The organism is Burkholderia sp. BCC0097 (genome assembly GCF_902832985.1).
GTDB lineage: Bacteria > Pseudomonadota > Gammaproteobacteria > Burkholderiales > Burkholderiaceae > Burkholderia > Burkholderia orbicola.
In genome coordinates this window covers 184,436-209,559 of the sequence record NZ_CADFDM010000001.1, presented here as the reverse complement: position 1 = coordinate 209,559, position 25,124 = coordinate 184,436, and the positions used below count along the sequence as shown (strand labels likewise).

Genomic DNA, 25,124 nt, shown 5'->3' with positions numbered 1-25,124 from the left:
GGCATCGCGTACCGATGCCGTGAAGCGATTGCACGACTCGATTGCACGACCCGCGCCGAATTGGCGACAATCGCCACTCCCCTCATCGACTTGCCGCCATGAAAATCGCCGCGCTCTCCGACATCCACGGCAACCTCGCCGCGCTCGACGCGGTGCTCGACGACGTCCGCCGCCGCGGCGCCGACGTGATCGTCAATCTCGGCGACATCGTGTCCGGCGCGCTCCATCCGGCCGAAACGGCCGACCGCCTGATCGCGCTCGACCTGCCGACCATCAAGGGCAATCACGAACGGCAACTGCTGACGCTCGAGCGCGACGCGATGCGGCTGTCCGATCGCTGGGCACACGACACGCTAAGCGCCGACCATCGCGCCTGGATCGCCGCGCTGCCCGAACGCCTGACGCTCGACAGCGACGTGCTGATGGTGCACGGCACGCCGGACAGCGACCTCGTCTATTTCCTCGAAACGGTCACGCCCGATGGCTGCCGCGCGGCCACGCCCGGTGAAGTCGCGCAGCGCGCGGGCGATACGAGGGCCTCGCTGATCCTGTGCGGCCACACGCACGTGCCGCGTACCGCGAAGCTCGACGACGGCCGGCTGATCGTCAATCCGGGCAGCGTCGGGCTGCAGGCGTACACGGACGACCTGCCGCATCCGCACCGGATCGAGACGGGCTCGCCGCATGCCCGCTACGCGATGGTGTCGCGCACCGCCGCCGGCTGGAACGTCGAATTCCATGCGGTCGAATACGATTGGCGCATGGCCGCCGCCACAGCGGCCTCGCGTGGGCGCGACGACTGGACCGTTGCGCTGCGCACCGGCCGCTGCTGACGCGCACGCAGCGCCCGGTCACCCCACTTCGCTTCGATCACAGGAACACGAAACATCATGCCCGCTCCATCGCAATTGCTCTTCCTGCCCGGCGCATCGGGCAGCACCGCGTTCTGGCAACCGCTGGCCGGCATGCTCACGCATCCGGCCGAGCGGCGGATCGTCGCGTATCCGGGCTTCGGCGACACGCCGCGCCATCCCGCCGTCGACGATTTCGACGGTCTCGTGCGCCATGTGCTCGCCAGCATCGACCGGCCGACGGCCGTGATCGCGCAATCGATGGGCGGCGTGATCGCGATGCGCGCGGCGCTCGACAAGCCGGATCTCGTCACGCATCTCGTGCTGACGGTCACGTCCGGCGGCCTCGACATGGCCGGGCTCGGCGCGCAGGACTGGCGCGCCGGCTTCGCCGAAGCGAACCCGCGGTTGCCGGACTGGTTCATGACGTTTCGCGCGGACCTGTCGCAGGACATCGGCCGTATCGCGCAGCCAACGCTGCTGCTGTGGGGCGACGACGATCCGATCAGCCCGGTCGCGGCCGGCCGGCGCCTGCTCGAACGGCTGCCCGATGCGCGGTTGCACGTCGTGCCGGGCGGCCGGCACGATCTCGCGGCCGTGCATTCGCAAGCGCTCGCGCCGCTCGTCGACGCGCATCTGCAACGCGTATGACGCCGCACGCATCGCACGGTTCGGCACGCACCTGAAGCCGCGACGCTCGCGCGCCGCGTCGCATCATCCCGCGTTCCTCAGCGTCAGCCTCGCTTCGAGGCCGCCGCCGTCGGGCCGGTTGTTCAGCGTGAGCGTGCCGCCCATCGCGAGCGCGAGCTGCTTCGCGATCGCAAGCCCGAGCCCCGTGCCGCCCGTCTCGCGATTGCGCGACGTCTCCACGCGCCGGAACGGCTCGAACACCGCATCGAGCTGATCGTCCGGGATGCCGGGCCCGCGGTCGAGCACCGCGATCACCGCGCCGCCGTCCGGCGCCGCCTGCACGTCGATCTCGGCCGCGCCCGCGAACTTCAGCGCGTTGTCGACGAGGTTGCCGACGATGCGGCGCAGCGCCTTCGGCCGCGTGACGAGCGCGAGCGGCGCGCGGCTGTGCAGCGCGACGTCCTGCCCCGCATCCGTGTAGTCGTACACGATGCTGTCGAGCAGCGCATCGAGATCGATGCGGCGCGCGGCTTCCTCGGTGCCGTGCAGCGTCCGCGCGTACGCGACGCCCTCCTTCACCAGATGCTCCATCTCGAGCAGGTCCTGGCGCAGCTTCGCGCCCTGCGTGTCGTCGTCCATCACGTCGACGCGCAGCCGCATCCGCGTGATCGGCGTCTGCAGGTCGTGCGAGATCGACGCGAGGATCTGCATGCGTTCGGCCATGTACTGCGCGATACGGTCCTGCATCGCGTTGAACGCCCGCGCGGCGCGCGCGACTTCCGACGGCCCGCCTTCGTTCAGCCGCTCGCCCTTCAGGTCGGGGCCGAGCGCGTCGGCGGCCTGCGCGAGCTGCTTGAGCGGCCGCGTCGCCACCCGCACCGCGAGCCAGCAGCACGCGGCCAGCACCGCGAGCTGCACCACGAGCACGGCCGGCAGCCAGCCCGACATCGGCACCGTCGACATCGGATGAATGTCGATCGTCAGCGGCGACCCGTCGGTCAGCCGCAGATGCACCTGCAGATGCTCGCGGTCGCCGGGGATCGAATTCGCGGTCAGCGGGTAGTCGCCGCCGATGCCGTCCGAGATCGAGCGCTCGACGCGCGCCGACAGCCGCGCTTCCGGCGGCGTGCCGGTTTGGCCCGGCCCCAGGATGAACGTATAGCTGCGCCGCGCGAGACGCGGCAGCCATGCGGTGCGCTCGGCAGGCGGCAGATGGTCGAGCAACGCGACCGAGCTCGCGACCTCGCGCTCGATGTAGCCCATCATCATGTTCGTGGTCGCCTGGTCGCGCTCGGTCACGGTGAGCCAGAACGACAGCGTCTGCGCGAGCGCGAGGCCCACGCACAGGATCAGCGCGAGCCGCGCGAACAGCGAACGCGGCCAGTGCCACGGCGTGCGCGCGCTCATGACGTACCGTCGACGGCGGTGACGGCCGACGAGAACACGTAGCCCTCGTTGCGCAGCGTCTTGATGTAGCGCGGCTCGCGCGCGCCGTCGCGCAGCCGCTGGCGCAGCCGGCTCACCAGCAGGTCGATCGAGCGGTCGAACGGGTCGGACTGGCGCCCCTGCGTGAGATTCAGCAACTGGTCGCGCGTCAGCACGCGCTGCGGGTTGTCGAGGAACACGCGCAGCAGCCGGTATTCGGCGCCGCTCAGCGCGACCAGCGTGCCTTCGGTGTCCAGCAGATGGCGCCCGGTCGTGTCGAGCTGCCATTCGCCGAACGCGAGCAGCGCGGCCGTCTCCGTCACCTGCATGCCGGGCGGCAGCATGCGCGCGCGGCGCAGCACCGAGCGGATTCGCGCGAGCAACTCGCGCACCGCGAACGGCTTGGCCAGGTAGTCGTCGGCGCCCATCTCGAGGCCGATGATGCGGTCGGTTTCCTCGCCGCGTGCGGTCAGCATCAGCACCGGTACCGTGCGGAACTTGCCGGCGCGCAGGTCGCGGCACAGCGTCAGGCCATCCTCACCGGGCAGCATCAGGTCGAGGACGATCAGGTCGGGCGCGCCGTCATCCAGCACATTGCGCATCTCGCGGCCGTTCGCGGCCAGCGACACGCGCATGCCGTTCTTCTCCAGGTAGTCCGCGATCAGTTCGCGGATCGCGCGATCGTCGTCGACGATCAGCACGTGGTCGATCTTGTCCATGAGTCGTTGCCGGTATCGGTGTCGGGGTTCGGGCGGGGCGATGTCCGCTGTTATACCGCACGGCGGGCACGCGTTTGTATCGCAATGTATCGCGCCAGCGTGGCGACACACAACGTTGCACACGCGCGGCGGGCCGGACACATCGCAGATACGTCGGCGCCGCCTAATGGGGCCTGTCGAAACCCGTCGGGCCGCCGCCCTTGCGTCGCGGCCCCCAAAGATCAGGAGAACGCCATGCTGCCTCGCTTCAAGACCGCCGCCCTCGTCATCGCCCTCGCCGCCACGGCCGGGCTCGCCGCCTTCGCCGGCACCCGCGACGACGCGGGCGTGCAGGCATCGCCGGCCGGCATGACGGCGCCCGCTTTCACCGGCATCGACCGCTGGCACAACAGCGCGCCGCTGACGCTCGACCAGTTGCGCGGCAAGGTCGTGCTCGTCGATTTCTGGACGTACTCGTGCATCAACTGCATTCATACGATTCCGTACGTGAACGACTGGTACCGGAAGTATCGCGACCAGGGGCTCGTCGTGGTCGGCGTGCATACGCCGGAATATCCGTTCGAACGCGATGCAAAGAACGTCGCCGATGCGATCAGGCGCTTCGACATCCGGTATCCGGTCGCGCAGGACAACCGCTACGACACGTGGCGCGCATACGGCAACCAGTACTGGCCCGCGCTGTACCTGATCGATGCGAACGGCAAGATCGTCTATACGCGGTATGGCGAAGGCGGGTACGACAAGACGGAGGCGGCGATTCGGGGGGCGCTGGCGCAGGCGGGGGAAGAGATGAAGGGTGCAACGCGCACGCAGTGACCTGGGTGGCGAGCGGGCGCGATACTCGCCCGCGCCCGCTCGCGTCACGCGCTCATTCGCGCTTCGCGTCGGCCTCCGCCAGCATCGCCTCCCCGATCGCGAGCTTCCCGTCCGCGACCAGCGCTTCCCCCGCGCCGCGAATATCGGCCTCGGCCTTGTTCTGCCCGAGCTTGCGCTTGCCGACGAGCCGCGTGATCTCGATCTGCAGCCCGACGATCGCTTGCAGCATCGTGTCGATGTAGTCGGGCGGCGCGTCGCCCATTTTCCACGGCACCGGCTGCGACGCCTCGTGTGTACGCGTGAGCCGTGCGACCACGCCGCGCACGAACTTCTCGTCGTCGCGCACCGTGATGCGGCCGTGCGCATGCACGACCCGGTAGTTCCACGTCGGCACCTGCCGATGCGCGACGTGCTTGCTCGGATACCAGTTCGGCGAGATGTATGCGTCGCCGGCGCGGAAGATCACGAGCACCTCGTCGCCGTCCGCGACGTCCTGCCAGACCGGGTTCGCCCGCGCGACGTGCGCGTGCAGTTCGCCGAGCCCGCCGTCGCCGGGCATCAGTTCGAACGGAATGTGGTTCGCGTCGAGCCCGCGCTTGCCGTGCGTGATCAGGCTGCCGAACGGATGCTGGACGATCAGCTCGCGCAGCGCGTCGGGGTTGGGTTCGTTGAAATCGGCGGGGACGTACATGTCGGCTCCACGGTCGTGCGGGGTAGGAAATAGGCGTGGGCGCAGGCCCGTCATGCGTCGATTGTGGCCTTAAACTGGTTTATTCTGTAGAGCCGGTTTGAAACAATTTCAGCAGACCAGAATCATGGCAAGAACGGCCCGGATCCTCGAAATCCCGTCGCTCGGCGTGCTCGACCGCGCGGCCGGCGACCTGAGCCGCCAGCTCGCGCAGGCGCTGCGCGACGCGGTGCGCCGCGGCGACGTCCGGCCCGGCGATACGCTGCCTTCCACACGGCTGCTGGCCGCATCGCTGCAGGTGGCGCGCGGCACCGTCGTCGACGCGTATGCGCAGCTCATCGCCGAAGGCTTTCTCGAATCGCGCGGCGGCGCGGGTACGCGAGTCGCGAATGCGCTCGCGGAACCATCGCCCGCCAACACGCCGGAATCGCCAACGCCGCGCCCGGACCCGGCGCGCGATGCCCTGCCCGAGCCGGCCGCCGCCTTCGCGCGGCTTGCCCGCGAATTCAGCCCGCTGCCGGCGATGCCGTTCGCGATCTCGGTGCCGCTCGGCCTCACCGCGCCCGACGACATCTGGCGCCGGCTCGGCAACCGCCTGCGCGCCCGCGGCGCCGGCGCGCCGTCCGGCTATGCCGATCCGCAAGGCGCGCTGCCGCTGCGTGAAGCGATCGCCGACTACGTGCGCCGGTCGCGCTCGGTGCGCTGCGATGCCGGCCAGGTCGTGATCACGAGCGGCACGCAGCAGGGGCTGCATCTCGCGACCCAGGTGCTGCTCGGCGCAAACGACCGCGCATGGGTCGAGAATCCGGCCTATCGCGGCATCACCGCGCTGCTCGAAAGCACCGGGCGGCGCGATGCGATGGTGCGCGTGCCGGTCGATGCCGACGGCCTCGACGTCGACGCCGGCATCCGGCTCGCGCCCGATGCGCGCGCCGCATTCGTCACGCCGTCGCACCAGTACCCGCTCGGCATGCCGCTGAGCATGGCGCGGCGCAATGCGCTGCTGGCATGGGCGCGCACACAGCGTGCATGGATCGTCGAGGACGACTACGACAGCGAGCTACGCTACGAAGGCTACCCATTCCCGTCGCTGCAGGGCCTCGCGCCTGATCGCGTGATCTATCTCGGCACCTTCAGCAAGATCCTGTTTCCGTCGCTGCGGCTCGGCTACGTGATCGCGCCCGACGATCTCGTGCCCGCCTTCTGCGGCGCGCGCGTGCTGATGGACCGCCACGCGCCGACCGCCGACCAGCACGTGCTCGCCGCGTTCATCGCCGAAGGTCATCTCGATCGCCACATCCGTCGCGTGCGCGGCGTCTATGCGGAACAACGCGCGGCGCTGATCGACACGCTCGGCGCGCGGCTGCCGCGCGAGCGCGCATGGGTGCAGCCGGGCGACCAGGGGATGCACGTCGTGCTGTGGCTCGCGGAAGGCATCGACGATCTCGACGTGGTCGCGCGCGCCGCCCGGGCCGGTGTCGCCGTGCGTGCGGTGTCGCCGATGTTCGCACCCGGCACCGCGCGCCCCGGGCTCGTGCTCGGCTTCGGCGGGTTCGGCCGCGCGCAGATGGAAGCGGCCGCGCAGCGGCTCGCGGACGTGGTTTCGTCAGCGGAATCGCGGCCCCGCGCACGGTAAAAGGTTGGCGGCGGGCAACAAACGTAATCGTCTGTAAATCCTGCAAGCAAACGGCCGTTTCGGCCGCCGGCGCACGGGTTCCGTTTGCTAGGATCGCGCGTCTTCCCTCCGCGCTCCTGACGCCTTGAATCGCTTCGTGCCGTTTCTCCGAGACGCGTGGCTCCGTTGCCGCGCCCATGTCGCGCCGCTCGCCGCCGCGGGCCGCACGCGCGTCCGCGCGCTGGGCGCGGGCATGCTCCATCGCCTGCGCCATCCGACCCGGCGCGGCATGGCGCTGACGCTCGCCGCGATCCCGGTGCTGGGCCTGCTGGTCCTGCTCGCGTTCGTTCCGTTCACGCCGAGCATCGGCGACATCCGCAAAGCGCGCATCGACCGCCCCGCGCGCGTGCTGTCGGCCGACGGCCAGTTGATCGCCGAATTCCGGCCGGTGAACCGCGAATGGGTGCCGCTCAAGCAGATCTCGCCGCACATGGTCGACGCGCTGATCGCGACCGAGGACCACCGCTTCTACGCGCATCACGGCATCGACTGGCGCCGCACGCTTGCGGCCGGCCTGCATACGTTCTCGGGCGACCGGCAGGGCGGCTCGACGATCACGCAACAGCTCGCGCGCAACCTGTATCCCGACGAAGTCGGCCGCGCGCCGACGCTCACGCGCAAGGTGAAGGAGCTGATCACCGCGTTCAAGATCGAAGCGGTGTACAGCAAGGACGAGATTCTCGAAACCTACCTGAACACCGTGCCGTTCCTGTACAACGCGTACGGCGTCGAGATGGCCGCGCGCACCTACTTCGGCAAGTCGGCGGACCAGCTCGACCTCACGGAAAGCGCGACGCTCGTCGGGATGCTGAAGGGCAACAGCTACTACAACCCGGTGCTGAATCCGGAACGCGCGGTCCAGCGGCGCAACGTCGTGCTCGGCCGGATGGCACAGATGGGCATGCTGTCGCCGCGGCAGTTCGCGAAACTGCAGCGCCAGCCGTTGCGCGTCGACTTCGAACCGCAGACCGCGCAGCCGGGCCTCGCGCCGCATTTCGCGGTGCAACTGCGCAAGTGGCTGATCGCGTGGGCCGACCGCAACAACTACGATCTGTACTCGGACGGCCTCGTCGTGCGCACGACGCTCGATGCGCGGCTGCAGGACATGGCCACGCAGGCGCTGACGCGGCAGACCGAACGGCTGCAGGCGATCGCCGACGGCGCATGGCGCGGGCCGTCCGGCTGCGGGCTACGCAACGACCTGTTCCGCGGCTTCATGCGTCAGACACCGGAGTATCGGCAGGCCCGCGACACCGGGCTCGCCGACGTGGTTGCGCTGAAGCAGCTCGGCGCGAACCGCGAATTCATGCGGGCGCTGTGCGAGCGCAAGACACAGGTGCAGGCCGGCTTCGTCGCGATCGATCCGCGCAACGGCGCGATCCGCGCGTGGGTCGGCAGCCCCGATTTCGGCAGCGAGCCGTTCGATCACGTGGTACAGGCGCGCCGCCAGCCGGGTTCGACGTTCAAGCCGTTCGTCTATGGCGCCGCGTTCGCGGACGGCATGCGGCCGGGCGATACATTCGTCGACGGCCCCGTCGCGATCCCGATCGACGGCCGCGCCGTGTGGCGGCCGACCGATGCGGAGCCGCCGACCGGCGCGCCGATGACGCTGCGCGACGGGCTGGCGCTGTCGCGCAACCGCATCACCGCGCAGGTCATGCAGCGGGAAGGCGCCGCGAAGGTCGCGCAGCTTGCACGCGCGATGGGGGTGCGCGACAGCCCGCTCGACGCGGTGCCGTCGCTCGCGCTCGGCACGAGCCCGGTCACGCTGAAAGAGATGGTGTCCGCGTACGGCACGATCGCGAATCGTGGCGTGTACGTCGCGCCGCAGATGATCACGCGCATCGAGGATCGCGACGGCAAGGTGCTCGCCGCGTTCGGCAGCGCGCCGCCGGAACGCGCGCTGCCGGCGCCCGCCGCACTGACGCTCGTCGACGCGATGCGCAGCGTGGTCGATTACGGGACCGGCGCGGACATCCGCTCGCGCTACGGGATTCGCACTGACGTCGCGGGCAAGACCGGCACGACGCAGGACAACACCGACGGCTGGTTCATCCTGATGCATCCGCAACTGGTGGCCGGCGCGTGGGTCGGCTTCGACGATGGCAGCGTGACGCTGCGCAGCGACTACTGGGGTGCGGGCGCGCACAGTGCGCTGCCGATCGTCGGATCGTTCTACGATGCGGCGCTGCGCGCGCAGGCGATCGATCCGCATGTGCAGTTCTCGCCCGATTTCCGGCCACGCAGCGCGCCGGCGCCGAAGCGGCGCGCGCCGCAGCATTCAGGCCTTTTCGACTGGCTGCGCTTCTTCCGTTGATCGTGCCGGCGCAGGGCCTGGCCAGGAAACGCGTTCAGCCCGCCGCGAGCGTTGCTGCGAGCGCATCGAACTCCGACGCCCACGCCGCACGCCACGCGGCTTTCGTCATGTCGTCGACCCACGCGCCGTCGATCCCGTTCAGCATGAACTGCTTCAACTCGGCCACGGTGAAGCCGAAATGGCTGAACATCAGCTCCCACGCTTCGCTCGGATCGACCTTGTGCAGCGTCGGATCGTCGGTGTTCGGATGGATCTTCAACCCGAGCCCCGGCATCTTGCGCATCGGATGCAGTTCGGCCCATTGCTCCGGCGGCAGCGTGCGCAGGTAGTACGAATTCGTCGGCACGACGGTAAACACGATGCCGCGCTCCGCGTAGCGCGCGCACAGATCGGGGTTGTCGACGATCGTATAGCCGTGATCGACGCGGTCGACCTGCAACAGATCGACGGCCGTCTCGACGTTGCGCCACGGCATCCCGAACTCGCCCGCATGCGCGGTCGTGCGGAAGCCGGCCGCGCGCGCGTTGCGGTACGCCTTCCAGAACAGTTCCGGCGGCCGGTCGTTCTCGCGATAGTCGATGCCGAGCCCCGCGACTTCGTCCACGCGATTCGCCTTCATCCATTCGACGATCGCAACCGCTTCGTCGGGGTCCTGCTCGCGGTCGATGCTCGGAATCAGGTGCGCGCCGATGCCGAAATCGCGTGCGGCGTCGCGGATCGCCGTCACGATCGCGGCCTGCGCGTCCGGATACGCGATGCCCGACACGCGCACCGTTCCCGTCGGATTCCAGAAGAATTCCGCGTGCCGGACGTTGTGCGCAGCCGCGTCTTCCAGATACTCGTATGCGATGCGCCGCAGATCGTCGGGTTGCGTCAGCAGATATTTATCGAGCGCGCGCAGCACGTGCAGCACGCCGACCGGCTTCTCCCCGCGCGCGTAGAACGCGTCGATCTCCGCGCGCTCGATCGGCGCGCCGCTGCGTTCGGCCAGCGCGACGAACGTGTCGTGCCGCACCGCGCCGAGCAGGTGGCAATGCAGCTCGGCCTTCGGCAGCGCGCGGAAGAAGGCCCGATGCGCGGGCGTGATCTCGATGCCCGTGCGCGCGGCCGGGACGTTGCCTGGTGTTCCCTTCATGTCAGTCTCTTTTTTCGGTAGTGCGATGCGTCGCGCAAGCCGTCTCTCAGTGCGGTTTCACGACGGTCCAGAAGTAATAGCCGAGCGGCAGCGCGAGCACGACGAGCCCCCACGACACGTCGCGCCAGCGGCCGGCCAGCAGCTTGACGAGCACGTAGCACAGCAGCCCGCCCGCGATGCCGGTGCCGAAGCTGTTCGACATCAGCGTGAGCAGCACCATCGACATCACGGGCAGCGCATCGGTGAAGTCGTCGAAATGCGTATGGCGGATCGTCGCGAACATCGACAGTCCGATCAGGATCAGCGCCGGCGCGGTGGCCTCCTTCGGGATCCCGAGCGCGACCGGCACGAACAGCAGCATCGCGGCGAACAGCACGGCCGCGGCCAGCGACGACAGCCCGCTGCGGCCGCCCGCCTCGACGCCTGCCGCCGATTCGATCAGCGCGGTCAGCGCGGGAATGCCGAACACCGGCCCGAGCGTCGCGGCGAGCGAATCGACGAGGAACGGCCGGTTGATGTCCGGCAGGTTGCCCTGTTCGTCGAGCAGGTTCGCCTTCGCGCCGACCGCGAGCGCGGTGCCGAGCGTCGAGAAGAATTCCGCCGCGAAGAACGCGAACAGGTACGGCGCGGCGGCGAGGCTCAACGCGCCGCCGATATCGAGCTTGAACGCGATCGGCGCGATGCTGTGCGGCAGCGACATGAACGACGCGGGCAGATGCGTGACGCCGAGCGGCACGCCGGCCGCGGCCGCGACGAGGATCGCGATCAGGATCGCGCCGGGCACCTTGCGGGCCTGCAGCACGATCGCCACCGCGAGGCCAATCAGCGCGACCAGCGCGCCCGGGTGCGAGAAGTCGCCGAGCGCGAACGCGTTGGTCTTCGCGTTCGCAACGACCATCCCTGCATTGCGCAGCCCGAGCATCGTGACGAACAGCCCGATCGACGCGCCGAGCCCGAGCTTGATCTGCACCGGAATCAGCCGCACCACGACGCCGCGCGCGCCGAGTATCGTGAGCAGGAAGAACAGCACGCCCGACACGCAAGCGATGCCGAGGCCCGTCTGCCAGCCGACGTGCTCGGTCGTCGCGAGCGTCACGCCGATGATCACCGAGCCGCCGATACCGGGGCCGACGAGGAACGGCAGGTTCGCGTAAAGCCCCATCAGCGTGGTGAACAGCACGAACACGACGATCGTCGCGGTCGTCGCCGCGCCGCGCTCCATGCCGCCCGTCGCGAGCAGCGACGGAATCACGACGAGCAGGTACGCGGCCGCGAGAAACGACGTGACGCCCGCGATCGTCTCGGTGCGCACGCTCGTACCGCGCGCGGCGAGCGCGAAGCGTCGTTCGAGCCAGTTGGCCGGCGTGCGCGCCGGCATCGTGTCAGTCGCTGACATGGTGGTTCTCCCGTGATTCCGAATATTGTCCTGTGTCGATTCGTGCGGCGCGGTCTTATACTGCCGCGTACCGCATCCCGACCGCTATTACCCGATGTCCGACCGCTCGTCGCTGCTCCCCGCGCTCACGCTGCGGCAGGTCCAGCACTTCGTCGTCCTTGCGCATGCGCGCAGCTTCACGCAGGCCGCGCAGGCGCTGTCGCTCACGCAGCCCGCGCTCACCGCGTCGATCCGCCAGATCGAATTCCTGCTCGGCGGCCGCCTGTTCGCCCGCAGCGCGCACCGGCTCACGCTCACCACCGCCGGCGAAGCCGTGCTGCCGCTCGCCGAACGCCTGCTCAACCAGGCGCGCGGCACCTTCGACGACATGACGCGGCTCATCGGCGAACGCATCCAGACCGTGCGCATGGCCTTCATCCCGTCGGTCGCGGGCCGCCTGCTGCCCGCGCTCAACGCACTGCGCGGCACCCATCCGACGCTGCGCTTCACGCTCACCGATCTGCCGAACAGCGCGCTCGTCGAAGCGGTGCGCGACGGCGTCGCGGATCTCGGCATCGGCGTGCGCGAACCGGACGGCGACGACGGCACGCTGCGCTATCAGCAGCTGTTCGAGGACGAGATCGTGATCGTCGTGCGGCACGACGATCCGCTCGCCCGCGCGAAGAGCGTCACGTGGGCGAAGCTGGTCGATCGCGAACTCGCGGTGTTCGTGCGCGGCAGCGTCAGCGAATCGCTGCATCGCACCGGCGGCGCCGAAAAGCTGCGCCTGAACGTCACGTACCGGATGGAATACACCGAGCCGCTGTACGCGCTCGCACGCAACGGCCTCGCGACCGCCGTGCTGCCAAGCCTCTACACGATGCATCTGCACGATCCCGAACTCGTCGCGCTGCGCGTCGACAAACCGCGCGTCACGCGCGCGATCTCGCTGATCTCGCTCGCCGCCGACGATCGCGGCCCGCACGTGCGCGCGTGCCGTGAATGGATTGCGAAGCAGATCTGATTACGTTCGCGGTCCGCCGGGTGGCTGCCCATGTTCAGGGCAGCTTCGCAATCCGTTCGACGAGCGCTGTGTAGAAGCGGTCCGCGTCGACCTCGTTGATCCATGTCGCATTCGCCGCACGGCCGCTGCGCCCGTTCCAGTCGACGACGGTCTCGCCAAGCGTCCACTGCCCGGTCGTCTCGACCATCACGTTCACCTTGCGGCCGCCGAACAGCGTCGGATCGACGAGATAGCCGACGGCCGTCGGGTCGTACATCGGCGCGTCTTCAACGCCGCGCCGCTTCTTGTTGTAGGCGAGCTCTGCCTCCATGATGTCCGCGACGATCGCGCCGCAGCGGTTGCCGAGCGCGCGAAACGGCGCGACACGCGCCGGCGTGATCGGCGCCTTCACCGCGACGTCGCGCGGCAGCACGACGATCGGCACGCCGCTGCCGAACACCACTTCGGCCGCCTGAGGATCGACGTAGATGTTGAACTCGGCGGCCGGCGTGATGTTGCCGCGCTCGAAGAACGCGCCGCCCATCAGCACGATCTCGCGCAGCGCGGCGCGAATCTGCGGCGCTTCGACCAGCGCGGTCGCGAGGTTGGTCAGCGGGCCGAGCGCGCACAGCGTCACGCTGTTCGGCGCCGCGCGGCTCAGCGTATCGACGAGGTACGACACTGCGTGGCCGGTGGCGAGCGGCGCGCGCGGCGCGTGCAGTTCGACGCCTTCCAGCCCCGTCTTGCCGTGCACGTTCGCGGCCGTCACGAGGTCGCGCACGAGCGGGCGCGGGCAGCCCGCATATACTGGCAGCGCGTTCGTGCGGCCGGCCCAGTCGCGGATGATCCGCGCATTGCGTTCGGTGAGATCGAGCGGCACGTTGCCGGCCACGGCCGTCAGCGCGCGCACGTCGAGCCGGTCCTGCGCGCCCAGCGCGAACAGGATCGCGATGGCGTCGTCCTGCCCCGGATCGGTATCGATGATCACCGTGCGGCGCGCGGCGTCGCCGCCAGCCGCGAATGCGCCCGTCTCGGGCAGCAGCGCGGTGCCGGCCAGCGCGGCGGACAGTTTCAGGAAAGTGCGGCGGGATGCGATCGGATGGGTCATGGTCGAGGGCTCAGAACACGTGCCGCACGCCGAGCGTCGCCATCATCTGGCGTGTGCCGGTCGAACGCGCATACGCGAAGATCTGCGCATGATCCGCATCGCCGGCCGCCTGCTGCGCGATCACCGTCAGCGCGACGTCGGTGCGTTTGGACAGGAAGTAGTCGGCCTGCAGGTTCACTTGATGCCATTTCGGACGCTTGTCGATCACGTCGTACTTGCCGTTCGTGAACGCATACGCCGCGCCGAGAAAGAGCTGCGGCGTCATCGCGTAGACGACGTTCACGCCGAGGTTCTGCAAGTGCAGGTGCGAATTGTCGAGGTAATCGTAGCGTACGTCCGTGAACATCGCCGCGAACTGCGCGCGGCCGATCGTATAGAAGCCGCCCGTGCCCGCGATCCGCTGTCGGCTCGCATACGCGGCCGGCGACATCGCGCTCTTGCTGAAGATCAGCAGCGGCGACGCATAGTCGTTCGCGATCGCGCCGTCCTGGTTCGTTGCGCTATACGGATGGTTGTACTGCGCATAGACCACGCTCCAGCGCAGCGGGCCCCGCTCATAGCCGAGCCCGAAGCTGTACGCACTGTTGTTCGCGAAACCGGTCGCATTGCTAAAGCCGTACAGCGCGGTGAACTTCAGCCCGTAGTAGACGGGGCTCACGTACTTCACCGAGTTCTGCACGCGGATGTCGTTGTAGCCGTTGTCGTTGTCGCCGATGTTCACGCCGTTGCTCGCGATGATCACGGGCCCGATGTAGTCGTGGATCGCGTCGTACTGGCGGCCGAGCGTCAGCGCGCCGTAGGTGCGGTCGGCCAGGCCGACGTACGCCATGCGCCCGAACTCGCGACCGTTCTGCGCGGCCGTGCCCGTCATCACGTTGAAGCCGTTCTCGAGCTGGAACACCGCGGACAGCCCCTGCCCGAGATCCTCCTTGCCCTTCAACCCCCAGCGCGGGTTCTGGTTCGTGCCGGACAGCGCCTGCCACGCGTTCTTGCCGCCCTGGTTCGTCGCGAATCCGACACCGGCCGAGATGAGACCGTACAGCGTGATGCTGCTTTGCGCCCCGGCATGGGTCGCGAAGGCGCCGAGCATCGCGAGCGGGGCGAGCTTGTAGAGAGTTTTCATGCGGGTCGTGTGGTCGGTGGTGGTCCAGGCGCGGCAGGGTTCCGCGAAACTGGACTCGACTATACGAACCCGGATCGGATAATAAAAGTTTGCTTTCCTTATATCTCAATAAAACGGACTTATTCTCATCTCTACCCCGCCCGCGCCCGGCGAACGGGCGCTCAGTCCGCCGTGTCGCCGCCCTTCGGCAGCTTCGACCACGCGCCGCGTCCCGGCAGCGGCGACCAGACCGGGCGGGTCTTGCGGGCACTGTCGATCACGACCAGATAGCGGCCCGCGATCGGCGTGATGTCGCGATCGCGACGCAGCACCCATAGCGACTTGCCGGCTTCGACGCGTGCCTGGTAGTCGTCGTCGAGCAGCCCGTGCCGGTCGAGGAACGTGTTCAGCGACGCGGGAATCCGCACGCAGCCCTTCGAGTGTCGAATACCGAGCAGCGCTTCGAGCCGGTCGGGGTCGGTCGCATGCATCTGGAAACGCATCGGCGACACGCCGCCCTTGCCCCAGCCGCGCTCGCCGTCCACCCAGCCGAAATCGTAGATACGCATGTCGCGGTGGCCGTAGCCGCGAATGCCGTTCTCGTTCGTCGTGCCTTCCGCGCGGAAATCCATCGTGTCGGGCGAGTGATGGAACACACCGAGCGGCGTCAGGAAATGGTCGTACTGGCCCGGCAGCCCGGTGCCGACCGGCGATGCGCCGATCATCAGCCACGCATTGGCCGGTGTCGCGCGAAAGTAGATGAACAATGCCTGCACGTTCGGCGCGCGGTCGACCAGCGCGACGTACTCGCCGGCGAGATCGCCGAGATCCGCATCGGCGAGCGCTTTCTGGAGGCGGTCGCCGTACGCGCGCTGCTCGCTCGCGGGCACGTTCAGGCGCCGCGTGACTTCCTGCGTGAAGCGCTTGCGCATGTCGAGTGCGCGCGCCGTCGCGTTTTGCGCCTCCTCGGCCGACAGCGGCGGATGCCGACGCGGCGGCGTGGGCGGAGGCGGCTCGGCTTCGCTCGCGGGCGTGCCGGATGCGGCCGATGCAGGTGCGGCGGCCGATGCCGCCGATGCCGCCGATGCCGCCGATGCCGCCGATGCCGCCGATGCCGCCGATGCCGCGGAAGCCGAGGAAGCGGCCGACGCACCGGAGGCCGCGCTCGCGGATTCCGCGTGATTCGCGTGTGACGCCCCGGATGTCGGCGCTGCGGCCGATGCACCCGACACCGCATGCGCGGACGAAGCCGGATGCGTGCGAGAGGCCGCCGAAGCAGGCGACGCGACAGACGAGGATTGCACAGCAGACGACGGCGTGTCGGACGCGGCAAAGGCAGGCCGTTCGGCGACAGCGGAAATCGACACCGCGGCAGCGAGCCACACGTATGCGGCGACTGCGCGGTTGCGGCAACGCGGCCGCGCAGAGCGCCGCGCCAGGTGGGAAAGAATCATATGTTCGAAGCCATCGGCCGATCCGGCCGCCGCATGGTGCTGCCGCGAGCGGCGCATCTTCCGCGCGAGCCATCGACACGTCCGGCGCATCGCGTGCGCCAGGCGCCGACGCCTCTTCGCGGCGGAGCCGTTCGCTGATGCAACGCGGGCACTCCGATGGCGGCTAATGAGTCGTCAGGCCCCCTATTTTACTCGTCGATACGCGAATCGGCCGCGGCCCGAAGCACGCTTTTACGGGGAATTGCGCTTCGTCACGCTTTGTTTCAACTCGTTTCCGCTTGCGTGTTCGCTGCGTGGCAGGCTGACGCGTTGGGCAGTTTCGGCACACGTTGTCCGAAGGCACGCAGGTTTCATCCGGATCGAGCGTGTCGCCCTGTTTATGATTTGCATGACGAAGCATTTTTTTGATCCGGCGATCTGGGCGATCGGAAACCGGGACTTCGCCCGCATCGCACGCGCGCATGCCGCACGAACCATGCGACACGCGTGCACACCGCGCCGACTACTTCGAGATGGTTTCGAGCGCGATGCCCTTCGTACGCGGCCCCATCCATCCGATTGCAGCCATCACGACCACCATCGCGCCCGCGATGAACGCGAACACGCCGAACGTGCCGAAGCCCCGCAGCACGGCCGCGATCACGAACGACGAGAAGATCGCCGAGAAGCGGCTCCACGAATAGACGAAACCGACGGCCCGCGCGCGAATCGACGTCGGGAACAACTCGGCCTGGTAGGCGTGGAAGCTGTACGACATGATGTTGCTCGCGAGCGTGAGGCCGATGCCGAGCACGATCAGGAACGCGCCCACCGTCGTCTGGCTGAACAGCAGCCCGCAGACGACGATCGCCGCCGCCATCGCGACGATCACCGACTTGCGCTCGAAGCGGTCGGCGATCACGAGGCCGATCAGCGGGCCGATCGGCGCCGCGAGCGCGATCACGCTCGAATACATCAGGCTCGACGTGATCGTGATGCCCTGCTTGATCAGCAGCGTCGGCACCCAGTTCGCGAAGCCGTAGAAGCCGACCGTCTGGAACACGTTGAAGATCGTCATCATGATCGTGCGGCTGCGATACGGCGGCACCCACATGTCGCGGAAGCTGCCGCGCGGCGGCACGGGTTCGGCCGGCGCGGGCGGCGGCAACGGCCGCCCGTATTCGGCTTCGACCTTCGCCTCGAGCGCGCGCATGATGCGGTCGGCTTCGTCGACCCGGCCCTGCTGCGCGAGCCAGCGCGGGCTTTCCGGCAGTTCGCGGCGAATCCACCACACGAACAGCGCGCCATGCGCGCCGATCAGCACGACCCAGCGCCAGCCGTCGAGGCCGAGCGGCGCGTGCGGCACCAGCAGGTATGCGAGGAACGCGACCACCGGCACCGCGACGAACCCCACCGCCTGCTCGCACGCGAACGCGCGGCCGCGGATCTGCTTCGGTACGAGTTCGGAGATGTAGGTGCCGATCGTCACCATCTCGACGCCGAGGCCGAGACCGACGACGAAGCGCCAGAAGTTCAGCCCCGTGGCGGTGTCCTGGAACGCCATCACGACGTTCGCGGCCGTGTACCACAGCAGCGACCACGTGAAGATCGCGCGGCGGCCGAAGCGGTCGGCGAGGAAGGCGCACGCGATCGTGCCGATGAAAAGGCCGGAGAACAACGCGGCGATGAAGCTCGCGACGCCCGTGGTGCCGAACAGGCCGTGCGTCGTCGCGGACAGGATGCCGCTTTTCACGAGGCCCGGCGCGACGTAGCCGCTGTACAGCAGGTCGTAGAGTTCGAAGAAGAAGCCGAGGCTCAGCAGCACGACGAGCTTCCAGACGCTGCGCGTCGGCGGCAGGCGGTCGAGACGGGCCGAGATGGAGCCGGGGTCGATGGAGGGGGATGGGGCTTGTGCCTGCGGAAGGCTGTCCGTTGAGGCCATCTTGGGCGCGTCTCCTGATCGTGTCGTGTTGTGTCGCGTTGTGCGTCGTTCTCCGGCGGACAGCCGAACCGCCGCCGTGCGAATCGCTGCATTGTACCGGCACGCCCGTTCGGCGCATCGGCAAGCCGGCATGACGGCCGCGCCGGCTGCCGAAGCCGTTCGACGCCCCGTTTTCCCCCGGACATTGTGTAAATTGCGTAACCGTATGTCGAATACGGGAAGCGCGTCGGCGCGGCGTTCCCCGGCCGTTGGCCTCCGCTCGGGCCCCGCGCAGACCGGCAAGGACAAGCCTCCCCCGCTGTTTCGCGCAGGCGCGCGCCGCCCGAATCGCGGCGAAGGAGGACACGCAATCGGTACAACCACGCGTTCCGCGCCCCGGTAACATGCTACCGGGCCAACTACCGGCTTCCGGCTGCCTTTCGGCAACCGGCATTGTCGGCAAAACGTAAGCATTCCATGTCCATACAACGACTTTCCACGTACGCCCGCCGGATCGCGCTGATCGCGCTGCTGCAGTTCGCGGCGATCGCGACCGCGTCGGCGTTTCCGGCGGCAGCCTCCGCGCCCGTCGCGAGCGGCGTCGGCGCCGCCGCGCCGGCCATTTCCCTGCCCGACGCCATCGCGCAACTCAAGCAGATGCAGGCCGAGCTGGACCGCATCAAGCAGCAGACCTCGACCGCGTCCAACAGCAAGGAGCTGGACGCGCTCGACGACTCGGCGCAGGAACTGAGCACCGATGTCGCGAAACTGCAGAGTGATCTCACACCGCAACGTGCGCAGGTTCAGGCGCAGCTCGACGTGCTCGGGCCGGCGCCGGCCGAGGGCGCCGCGCCGGAAGCGCCGGCCGTCGCGAAGCAGCGCGCCGCGCTCGACGCGCGCAAGACGCAGATCGACGCCGCGCTGAAGCAGGCCGCCGACCAGAAGACAAGCCTCGCGAACCTGACCGAGCAGTTCGCGAAGCTGCACCGCAGCCTGCTGAAGAACCAGCTCGCGTTCCGTTCGGGCAGCATCTTCAGCGCGCAGTTCTGGCTGCCGCTGTTCCACCTGTCACCGGACGATCGCCAGCGGCTCGACGATTTCAACGGCGAGCTGATCGACATGCTGCATTCGTCGTGGGTGCCTGGGCAACGGGCGATCACCGCGCTGCTGCTGGTCGCCGCGTTCGCCGCCTGGCTCGGCGGCCGCCGGCTCATCGAGCGCGGGCTCGCGTGGATCGCGCTGAACCGCCTGCCGCCCTCCCGCTTGCGCCGCAGCGCCCTGGCGCTGACGACCGCCCTGTCGACCTTCCTCGCGACGGCCATCGCGATCCAGATCCTCTACCTCGCCGTCGCGCGCCACTACGAGCTCACGCCGTCGCTGACCGACCTGTGGGACCAGTTCGCAAAGCTCGCCGCGACCTGCGCGCTGATCGCCGGGCTCGGCCGCGCACTGCTCTGCACGAAGCATCCGTCGTGGCGCCTGCCCGCGCTCGCCGATCCCGTCGCGCTCGCGATGAAGCCGTTCCCCAGCATCCTGGCCGGGCTGCTGCTGGTATCCGGCACGCTCGAATCGATCAACCGGATCGTCGACACCAGCCTGTCGGTCACGCTGTTCGGTCGCGGCATCGTGTCGCTCGTCGTCGCGCTGACGGTCGGCGCGTCGCTGCTGCGCGCGAACCGTGCGCGCAGCGCCCTCGCGGCGGCAGGCGAGGCACCGGAGCAGCGCTCGACGCTGGCCGGGCTGATCCATGCCGGCGTCACGCTTGCGATCGTCGCGTCGTTGATCGCACTCCTGATCGGTTACATCACGGTCGCGCGCTTCATCACGTACGAGCTCGTGTGGTTCGAAATCGTGCTGTGCGCGACCTACATCCTGATCCAGTTGACGCGCGACGCGAGCGAAAGCCTGTTCTCGTCGAGCCTGTCGACGGGCCAGCAGATCAAGCACCTGTTCGCGCTCGAAGACCGCCACCTCGATCAGGCACGCACGGTCCTGTCCGGTTTCGGCACGAGCTTGCTGATGCTGATCGCGGCGATCGCGCTGGTGACCGGCGGTTTCGGCACGACGCCGGGCGACCTGCTCGACAGCGCGGTCGCGATGATCGGCAGCCAGCGGCTGCAGAGCCTGAACATCATGCCCGACCGGATCTTCAACGCCGTGATCGGCTTCGCGATCGGCTTCTACCTGCTGCGCTCGCTGCGCCGCTGGCTCGACGGCGAATTCATGCCCGCGCTCGGCATGGATACGGGCATGCGCGTGTCGCTGATCACGCTGTTCACCAACGTCGGCTACGTGCTGCTCGTGCTGATGACGCTCGGGCTGCTCGGCGTCCGGTGGAACAACCTCGCGTGGATCGTCAGCGCGTTGTCGGTCGGTATCGGCTTCGGCCTGCAGGAAATCGTCAAGAACTTCGTGTCGGGGCTGATCCTGCTGACCGAGCGCCCGGTGAAGGTGGGCGACATGGTCAGCATCGCGGGCGTCGAAGGCGACATCCGCCGCATCAACGTGCGCGCGACCGAGATCCAGCTGAGCGACCGCTCGACCGTGATCGTGCCGAATTCGCAACTGATCTCGCAGAACGTGCGCAACGTGACGATGGGCAACAGCACGCAGGGCGTTGCGACGCTGGTGCTGACGTTCCCGCTGAACACCGATCCCGAGCAGGTGCGCGACCTGCTGCTCGATGCGTATCGCGAACACCCGGCGATTCTCGAGAAACCGGCGCCGTCGGTGACGTTCAGCCAGCTCGCGCCGGACGGGATCACGCTGAGCGTGACGGGTTACGTGTCGAGCCCGCGGATCGCGAGTTCGACGAAGAGCGATCTGCTGTTCGAGATCCTCAAGCAGTTGCGCGCGGCGGGGATCACGCTGTCGAGCCCGCAGATGCTGGTCGTGCAGAACATGCCGGCGAACGAGGGTTCCACGCCGCACGAATCGTAGGCGAGCCATCGAGCGAGTACGCTCGCGATCGCTCGGCGCGCCGCGCGCACCGCAGTAAACGACAAGGGCCGGTTACCGCTTTCGCGGCAACCGGCCCTTGCCATTCGACCGTCGACGCGCCCTGGCCGGGCGCCTGCCCTTACACGTCGAACTTCACCCCCTGCGCCAGCGGAAGGTGCCGGCTGTAGTTGATCGTATTCGTCGCACGGCGCATATACGCCTTCCACGCATCCGAACCCGATTCACGCCCGCCGCCCGTTTCCTTCTCGCCGCCGAACGCGCCGCCGATTTCCGCGCCGCTCGTGCCGATGTTCACGTTGACGATCCCGCAATCGCTGCCGGCCGCCGACATGAACTGCTCGGCCTCGCGCATGTCGTTCGTGAAGATCGCCGACGACAGGCCTTGCGGCACCGCGTTGTGCACGTCGATCGCGTCCTCGAAGTTGTCATAAACCATCACGTACAGGATCGGCGCGAACGTCTCGCGCTCGACCACCGCCGATTGCTTCGGCATCCGCACGATGGCCGGACGCACGTAGTACGCATCCGCGTGACCGACGTCGATGCGCTCGCCGCCCTTCACTTCACCGCCCTGCTCGCGCGCATCGGCCAGCGCCTTCTGCATCGCGTCGAACGACGCACGATCGACCAGCGGGCCGACCAGCGTGCCTTCCTCGAGCGGATTGCCGACCTTCACCGACGCATAGGCCTTCTCGATGCGCGGCAGCAGTTGCTCGACGAGGCTGCGATGCACGATCAGGCGGCGCAGCGTCGTGCAGCGCTGGCCGGCCGTGCCGACCGCCGCGAACGTGACCGCGCGCACGACGAGGTCGAGATCCGCGCTCGGCGCGACGATCATCCCGTTGTTGCCGCCGAGTTCGAGGATGCCGCGTGCCAGGCGCTGGCTCAGCACCTTCGCGACTTCCTGGCCCATCCGCACGCTGCCCGTCGCGCTGACGACCGGCACCTTCTTCGACGCGGTCAGCACCTCGCCGACGTCGCGCATGCCGAGCACCAACTGGCTCAGTTCCGCCGGCGCGACGCCCGGATGCGTCTTCTCGAACTCGCGGAGCGCCTTCTGGAGCAGCACGTGGCACGCGATCGCGGTGAGCGGCGTCTTCTCGGACGGCTTCCACACGACCGAATCGCCGCACACGAACGCGAGCGCCGCATTCCACGCCCACACCGCGACCGGGAAGTTGAACGCCGAAATCACGCCGCACACGCCGATCGGATGCCACGTTTCCATCATCCGGTGGCCCGGGCGCTCGGACGCGATCGTGAGGCCGTAAAGCTGACGCGACAGGCCGACCGCGAAGTCGCAGATATCGATCATTTCCTGCACTTCGCCGAGGCCTTCCGACGTGATCTTGCCGGCTTCGAGCGTGACGAGGCGGCCGAGCTCGGCCTTGTGCTCGCGCAGCACGTTGCCGAACACGCGCACGAGTTCGCCGCGCACCGGCGCCGGCACCGTACGCCACTTGAGGAATGCATCGTGCGCGGCGTCGATCTTGCGCTCGGCGTCGGCGGGCGTGTCGACGGCCAGCGTCGCGAGCGTCGCGCCGTCGAGCGGCGAACGCGCGGTCAGCGCGTTGCCTTTCCACTGGGCGAGATCGATGTCGAGCGCGGCGAGAATGTCGTTGAATTGCATCACTTCCTCTTCAGGGACAGATTGATCGGTGCGGCGGCAGCGCCGCCCGCGTGATTCGATTGGAGCGCGTTCGAGCGCGTCGTGCAAGCGGACGCGCCGCGCGGCGGGCCCGGTGCGCCATCCGGCGCATTGCGCTGCGCCGCCGCCGGCAAGCTCGGCCAAACGGCGCACCCCAGCCTCGCGAGGCACGATCCATGAAACACATTGTCGATGGCCACAAGTCGGGCCGCTATTGATATTAACTCACGACTTCATTCCCAAAACGCAAGAAGTGAGCAGGCCAGCCGCGCCCGTGCCCACGGCAATATCGGACGTTTCCAAAGCCCGCAGGCGAGTACTCGGACGTATCACGGCCCGACACAAGTTGATGACCATCCCGCATCACCCTGTTCGGAAATATCGTTTGCCGGCCGTGCCCCGGCGCACACACAATCGGTGCGACGTCGAGGTGCAACGCACCCGGCGCGCCGCCGGCCGCCACCACGGCAGCCGGACGACCGACGAAGGCGACACGTACCACGGCCCGGCTCAGCGGACCGGTTTCGCACCGCATCACCGCTGCCCGGCCCGCGGGCGGCAACGCGTCGCGCTTCGTCACCGAAAAACAATCCCGGAGACAGCGCCCAGCGCCCGCCATGCATTCAGATGCCCGCCCCGATTCGTCCCGCCCGTCCGCCTCGCCGCCCGCGAAGCCCTCCCTCCACCGCGCGTTGCAGGCCCGCCATCTGCGGATGATCGCGATCGGCGGCTCGATCGGCACGGGCTTGTTCGTCGCGTCCGGCGCATCGATCTCGCAAGCCGGCCCCGGTGGCGCGATGGTCGCGTACATGCTGATCGGCCTGATGGTCTATTTCCTGATGACGAGCCTCGGCGAAATGGCCGCGTTCATGCCGGTGTCGGGCTCGTTCGCGACCTACGGCGCGAAGTTCGTCGACGAAGGCTTCGGCTTCGCGCTCGGCTGGAACTACTGGTACAGCTGGGCCGTGACGCTGGCGGTGGAGCTCGTCGCCGCGCAGCTCGTGATGCACTACTGGTTCCCGCACGTGCCGGGCGTCTGGTGGAGCGCGCTGTTCCTCACGCTGATCTTCGCGCTCAACGCACTGTCGGTGCGCGGCTTCGGCGAAGCCGAATACTGGTTCGCGCTGATCAAGGTACTCACCGTGCTCGCGTTCGTCGGCGTCGGCCTGCTGATGATCTTCGGGATCATGCAGGGCGGCCCGAGCGCCGGCTGGGGCAACTTCACGATCGGCGACGCGCCGTTCGTCGGCGGCTGGGCAACCATGCTCGGCGTCGCGATGATCGCGGGCTTCTCGTTCCAGGGTACCGAGATGATCGGCGTCGCGGCCGGCGAATCGGAAAACCCGCGCACGACGATTCCGCGCGCGGTGAGCCAGATCTTCTGGCGCATCCTGCTGTTCTACGTGTTCGCGATCTTCGTGATCGGCGTGCTGGTTCCGTACACCGATCCGAGCCTGCTGAAAAGCGACGTGACCGATATCGGCGTGAGCCCGTTCACGCTGGTGTTCCGCCACGCGGGCCTCGCCTTTGCCGCCGGCGTGATGAACGCGGTGATCCTGACGGCCGTGCTGTCGGCCGGCAACTCGGGCATGTACGCGTCGACGCGGATGCTCTACAACCTCGCGGTCGAAGGCCGCGCGCCGAAGCTGTTCGCGAAGCTGTCGCCGGGCGGCGTGCCGCGCAATGCGCTGTATGCAACGACCGCCATCGGCGCGCTGTGTTTCCTCACGTCGCTGTACGGCGACAAGACGGTCTACCTGTGGCTGCTGAACACGTCGGGCATGGCCGGCTTCATCACATGGCTCGGCATCGCGGTCAGCCACTACCGCTTTCGCAAGGGTTTCCTGAAGCAGGGCTACCGGCTCGACCAGTTGCCGTACCGGTCGAAGTGGTTCCCGTTCGGCCCGCTGTTCGCGTTCGCGCTGTGCGCGGTCGTCGCGCTCGGCCAGGACTACCAGGCGTTCCTCGCCGACAAGATCGACTGGGCGGGCGTCGCCGCAACCTACATCGGCCTGCCGTTCTTCCTCGCGATCTGGCTCGGCTACGCGCTCGTGCGCAAATGCCGGCTGGTGCGCTACGAGGACATGGAAATCGCGCCGTGGATCGAACGCAACGCGACGCACGAAGCAACCGACAAGGCCAACGCCGGCTATCCGGCCTATGTCGCCCGTCCGGTCAACCCGACGCCGGGCGCCTGACGCCCGGTAACGCGGCAGCCGCCCCACCACGGCGGCCGCCGCGCTGAAACCCCATTCGACGCGGCGCGCGCGTTCAGGCAAGATCGACGCGCGCCGTCCGTTTTTCCGCCGTCACGAGT

At 68.4% G+C, this 25,124-nt stretch carries 18 protein-coding genes; 8 read left to right on the top strand and 10 right to left on the bottom strand.

Annotated features, from left to right (window positions below; genetic code table 11):
* The first annotated feature begins 98 nt into the window (after positions 1 to 98).
* Positions 99 to 833 (top strand): metallophosphoesterase family protein, encoded by a 735-nt coding sequence (locus HWX07_RS00910; RefSeq protein WP_175874793.1) that lies wholly within the window; start codon positions 99 to 101, stop codon positions 831 to 833.
* Between the two features lie 57 nt (positions 834 to 890).
* On the top strand, positions 891 to 1,502 hold the full coding sequence (locus HWX07_RS00905; RefSeq protein ID WP_175874792.1) for an alpha/beta fold hydrolase: 612 nt from the start codon (positions 891 to 893) through the stop codon (positions 1,500 to 1,502).
* Positions 1,503 to 1,565: 63 nt separating this feature from the next.
* On the opposite strand, the gene HWX07_RS00900 is transcribed toward HWX07_RS00905, so the two are convergent.
* The gene (locus tag HWX07_RS00900; RefSeq protein ID WP_175874791.1) at positions 1,566 to 2,888 is read right to left on the bottom strand and encodes an ATP-binding protein; all 1,323 of its coding nucleotides are present in this window, start codon (positions 2,886 to 2,888) and stop codon (positions 1,566 to 1,568) included.
* Positions 2,885 to 3,625, bottom strand: coding sequence for a response regulator (locus HWX07_RS00895; RefSeq protein ID WP_175874790.1), 741 nt, complete (start codon positions 3,623 to 3,625; stop codon positions 2,885 to 2,887). Before HWX07_RS00895 ends, HWX07_RS00900 begins: the two co-directional genes overlap by 4 nt.
* A 234-nt stretch (positions 3,626 to 3,859) precedes the next feature.
* Here HWX07_RS00895 and HWX07_RS00890 point away from each other — a divergent pair, with 234 nt between their 5' ends.
* Positions 3,860 to 4,441, top strand: coding sequence for a thioredoxin family protein (locus tag HWX07_RS00890; RefSeq protein ID WP_175874789.1), 582 nt, complete (start codon positions 3,860 to 3,862; stop codon positions 4,439 to 4,441).
* Positions 4,442 to 4,493: 52 nt separating this feature from the next.
* Here HWX07_RS00890 and HWX07_RS00885 read toward each other — a convergent pair whose 3' ends face one another.
* Positions 4,494 to 5,132 (bottom strand): FMN-binding negative transcriptional regulator, encoded by a 639-nt coding sequence (locus HWX07_RS00885; RefSeq protein ID WP_034175151.1) that lies wholly within the window; start codon positions 5,130 to 5,132, stop codon positions 4,494 to 4,496.
* 124 nt (positions 5,133 to 5,256) lie between these two features.
* Here HWX07_RS00885 and HWX07_RS00880 point away from each other — a divergent pair, with 124 nt between their 5' ends.
* Positions 5,257 to 6,765 carry a PLP-dependent aminotransferase family protein gene (locus HWX07_RS00880; RefSeq protein ID WP_175874788.1) on the top strand — a complete coding sequence of 503 codons (1,509 nt, stop codon included), beginning with the start codon at positions 5,257 to 5,259 and terminating at the stop codon, positions 6,763 to 6,765.
* 124 nt (positions 6,766 to 6,889) lie between these two features.
* On the top strand, positions 6,890 to 9,121 hold the full coding sequence (locus HWX07_RS00875; protein WP_175874787.1) for a transglycosylase domain-containing protein: 2,232 nt from the start codon (positions 6,890 to 6,892) through the stop codon (positions 9,119 to 9,121).
* Positions 9,122 to 9,155: 34 nt separating this feature from the next.
* On the opposite strand, the gene add is transcribed toward HWX07_RS00875, so the two are convergent.
* On the bottom strand, positions 9,156 to 10,256 hold the full coding sequence (gene add, locus HWX07_RS00870; protein ID WP_175874786.1) for an adenosine deaminase: 1,101 nt from the start codon (positions 10,254 to 10,256) through the stop codon (positions 9,156 to 9,158).
* 46 nt (positions 10,257 to 10,302) lie between these two features.
* On the bottom strand, positions 10,303 to 11,652 hold the full coding sequence (locus HWX07_RS00865; RefSeq protein ID WP_175874785.1) for an NCS2 family permease: 1,350 nt from the start codon (positions 11,650 to 11,652) through the stop codon (positions 10,303 to 10,305).
* Between the two features lie 94 nt (positions 11,653 to 11,746).
* Here HWX07_RS00865 and HWX07_RS00860 point away from each other — a divergent pair, with 94 nt between their 5' ends.
* Positions 11,747 to 12,655, top strand: a complete 909-nt coding sequence (locus HWX07_RS00860) for a LysR family transcriptional regulator (protein WP_175874784.1) — start codon at positions 11,747 to 11,749, stop codon at positions 12,653 to 12,655.
* Between the two features lie 34 nt (positions 12,656 to 12,689).
* On the opposite strand, the gene HWX07_RS00855 is transcribed toward HWX07_RS00860, so the two are convergent.
* The 4 genes from HWX07_RS00855 to HWX07_RS00840 form a co-directional block, all read right to left on the bottom strand.
* Positions 12,690 to 13,742: a nucleoside hydrolase gene (locus HWX07_RS00855; RefSeq protein WP_175874783.1), complete on the bottom strand. Its 1,053-nt coding sequence runs from the start codon at positions 13,740 to 13,742 to the stop codon at positions 12,690 to 12,692.
* A gap of 10 nt (positions 13,743 to 13,752) precedes the next feature.
* Positions 13,753 to 14,865: a porin gene (locus HWX07_RS00850; protein WP_175874782.1), complete on the bottom strand. Its 1,113-nt coding sequence runs from the start codon at positions 14,863 to 14,865 to the stop codon at positions 13,753 to 13,755.
* Positions 14,866 to 15,026: 161 nt separating this feature from the next.
* Entirely contained in the window at positions 15,027 to 16,388 is a 1,362-nt protein-coding gene (locus HWX07_RS00845; protein ID WP_175874781.1) for a hypothetical protein, read from the bottom strand.
* Between the two features lie 412 nt (positions 16,389 to 16,800).
* Entirely contained in the window at positions 16,801 to 18,219 is a 1,419-nt protein-coding gene (locus tag HWX07_RS00840; RefSeq protein WP_175874780.1) for an MFS transporter, read from the bottom strand.
* Between the two features lie 456 nt (positions 18,220 to 18,675).
* On the opposite strand from HWX07_RS00840, the gene HWX07_RS00835 reads away from it, so the two are divergent.
* Positions 18,676 to 21,138, top strand: coding sequence for a DUF3772 domain-containing protein (locus tag HWX07_RS00835; RefSeq protein ID WP_175874779.1), 2,463 nt, complete (start codon positions 18,676 to 18,678; stop codon positions 21,136 to 21,138).
* Positions 21,139 to 21,277: 139 nt separating this feature from the next.
* Here the strand turns inward: HWX07_RS00835 and HWX07_RS00830 are convergent, their stop codons facing one another.
* Positions 21,278 to 22,789: an aldehyde dehydrogenase family protein gene (locus HWX07_RS00830; protein ID WP_175874778.1), complete on the bottom strand. Its 1,512-nt coding sequence runs from the start codon at positions 22,787 to 22,789 to the stop codon at positions 21,278 to 21,280.
* A 635-nt stretch (positions 22,790 to 23,424) separates the two neighbouring features.
* Between HWX07_RS00830 and HWX07_RS00825 the strand changes: the two genes are divergently transcribed.
* On the top strand, positions 23,425 to 25,005 hold the full coding sequence (locus HWX07_RS00825) for an amino acid permease (protein WP_175874777.1): 1,581 nt from the start codon (positions 23,425 to 23,427) through the stop codon (positions 25,003 to 25,005).
* The last annotated feature ends 119 nt before the right edge of the window (positions 25,006 to 25,124 follow it).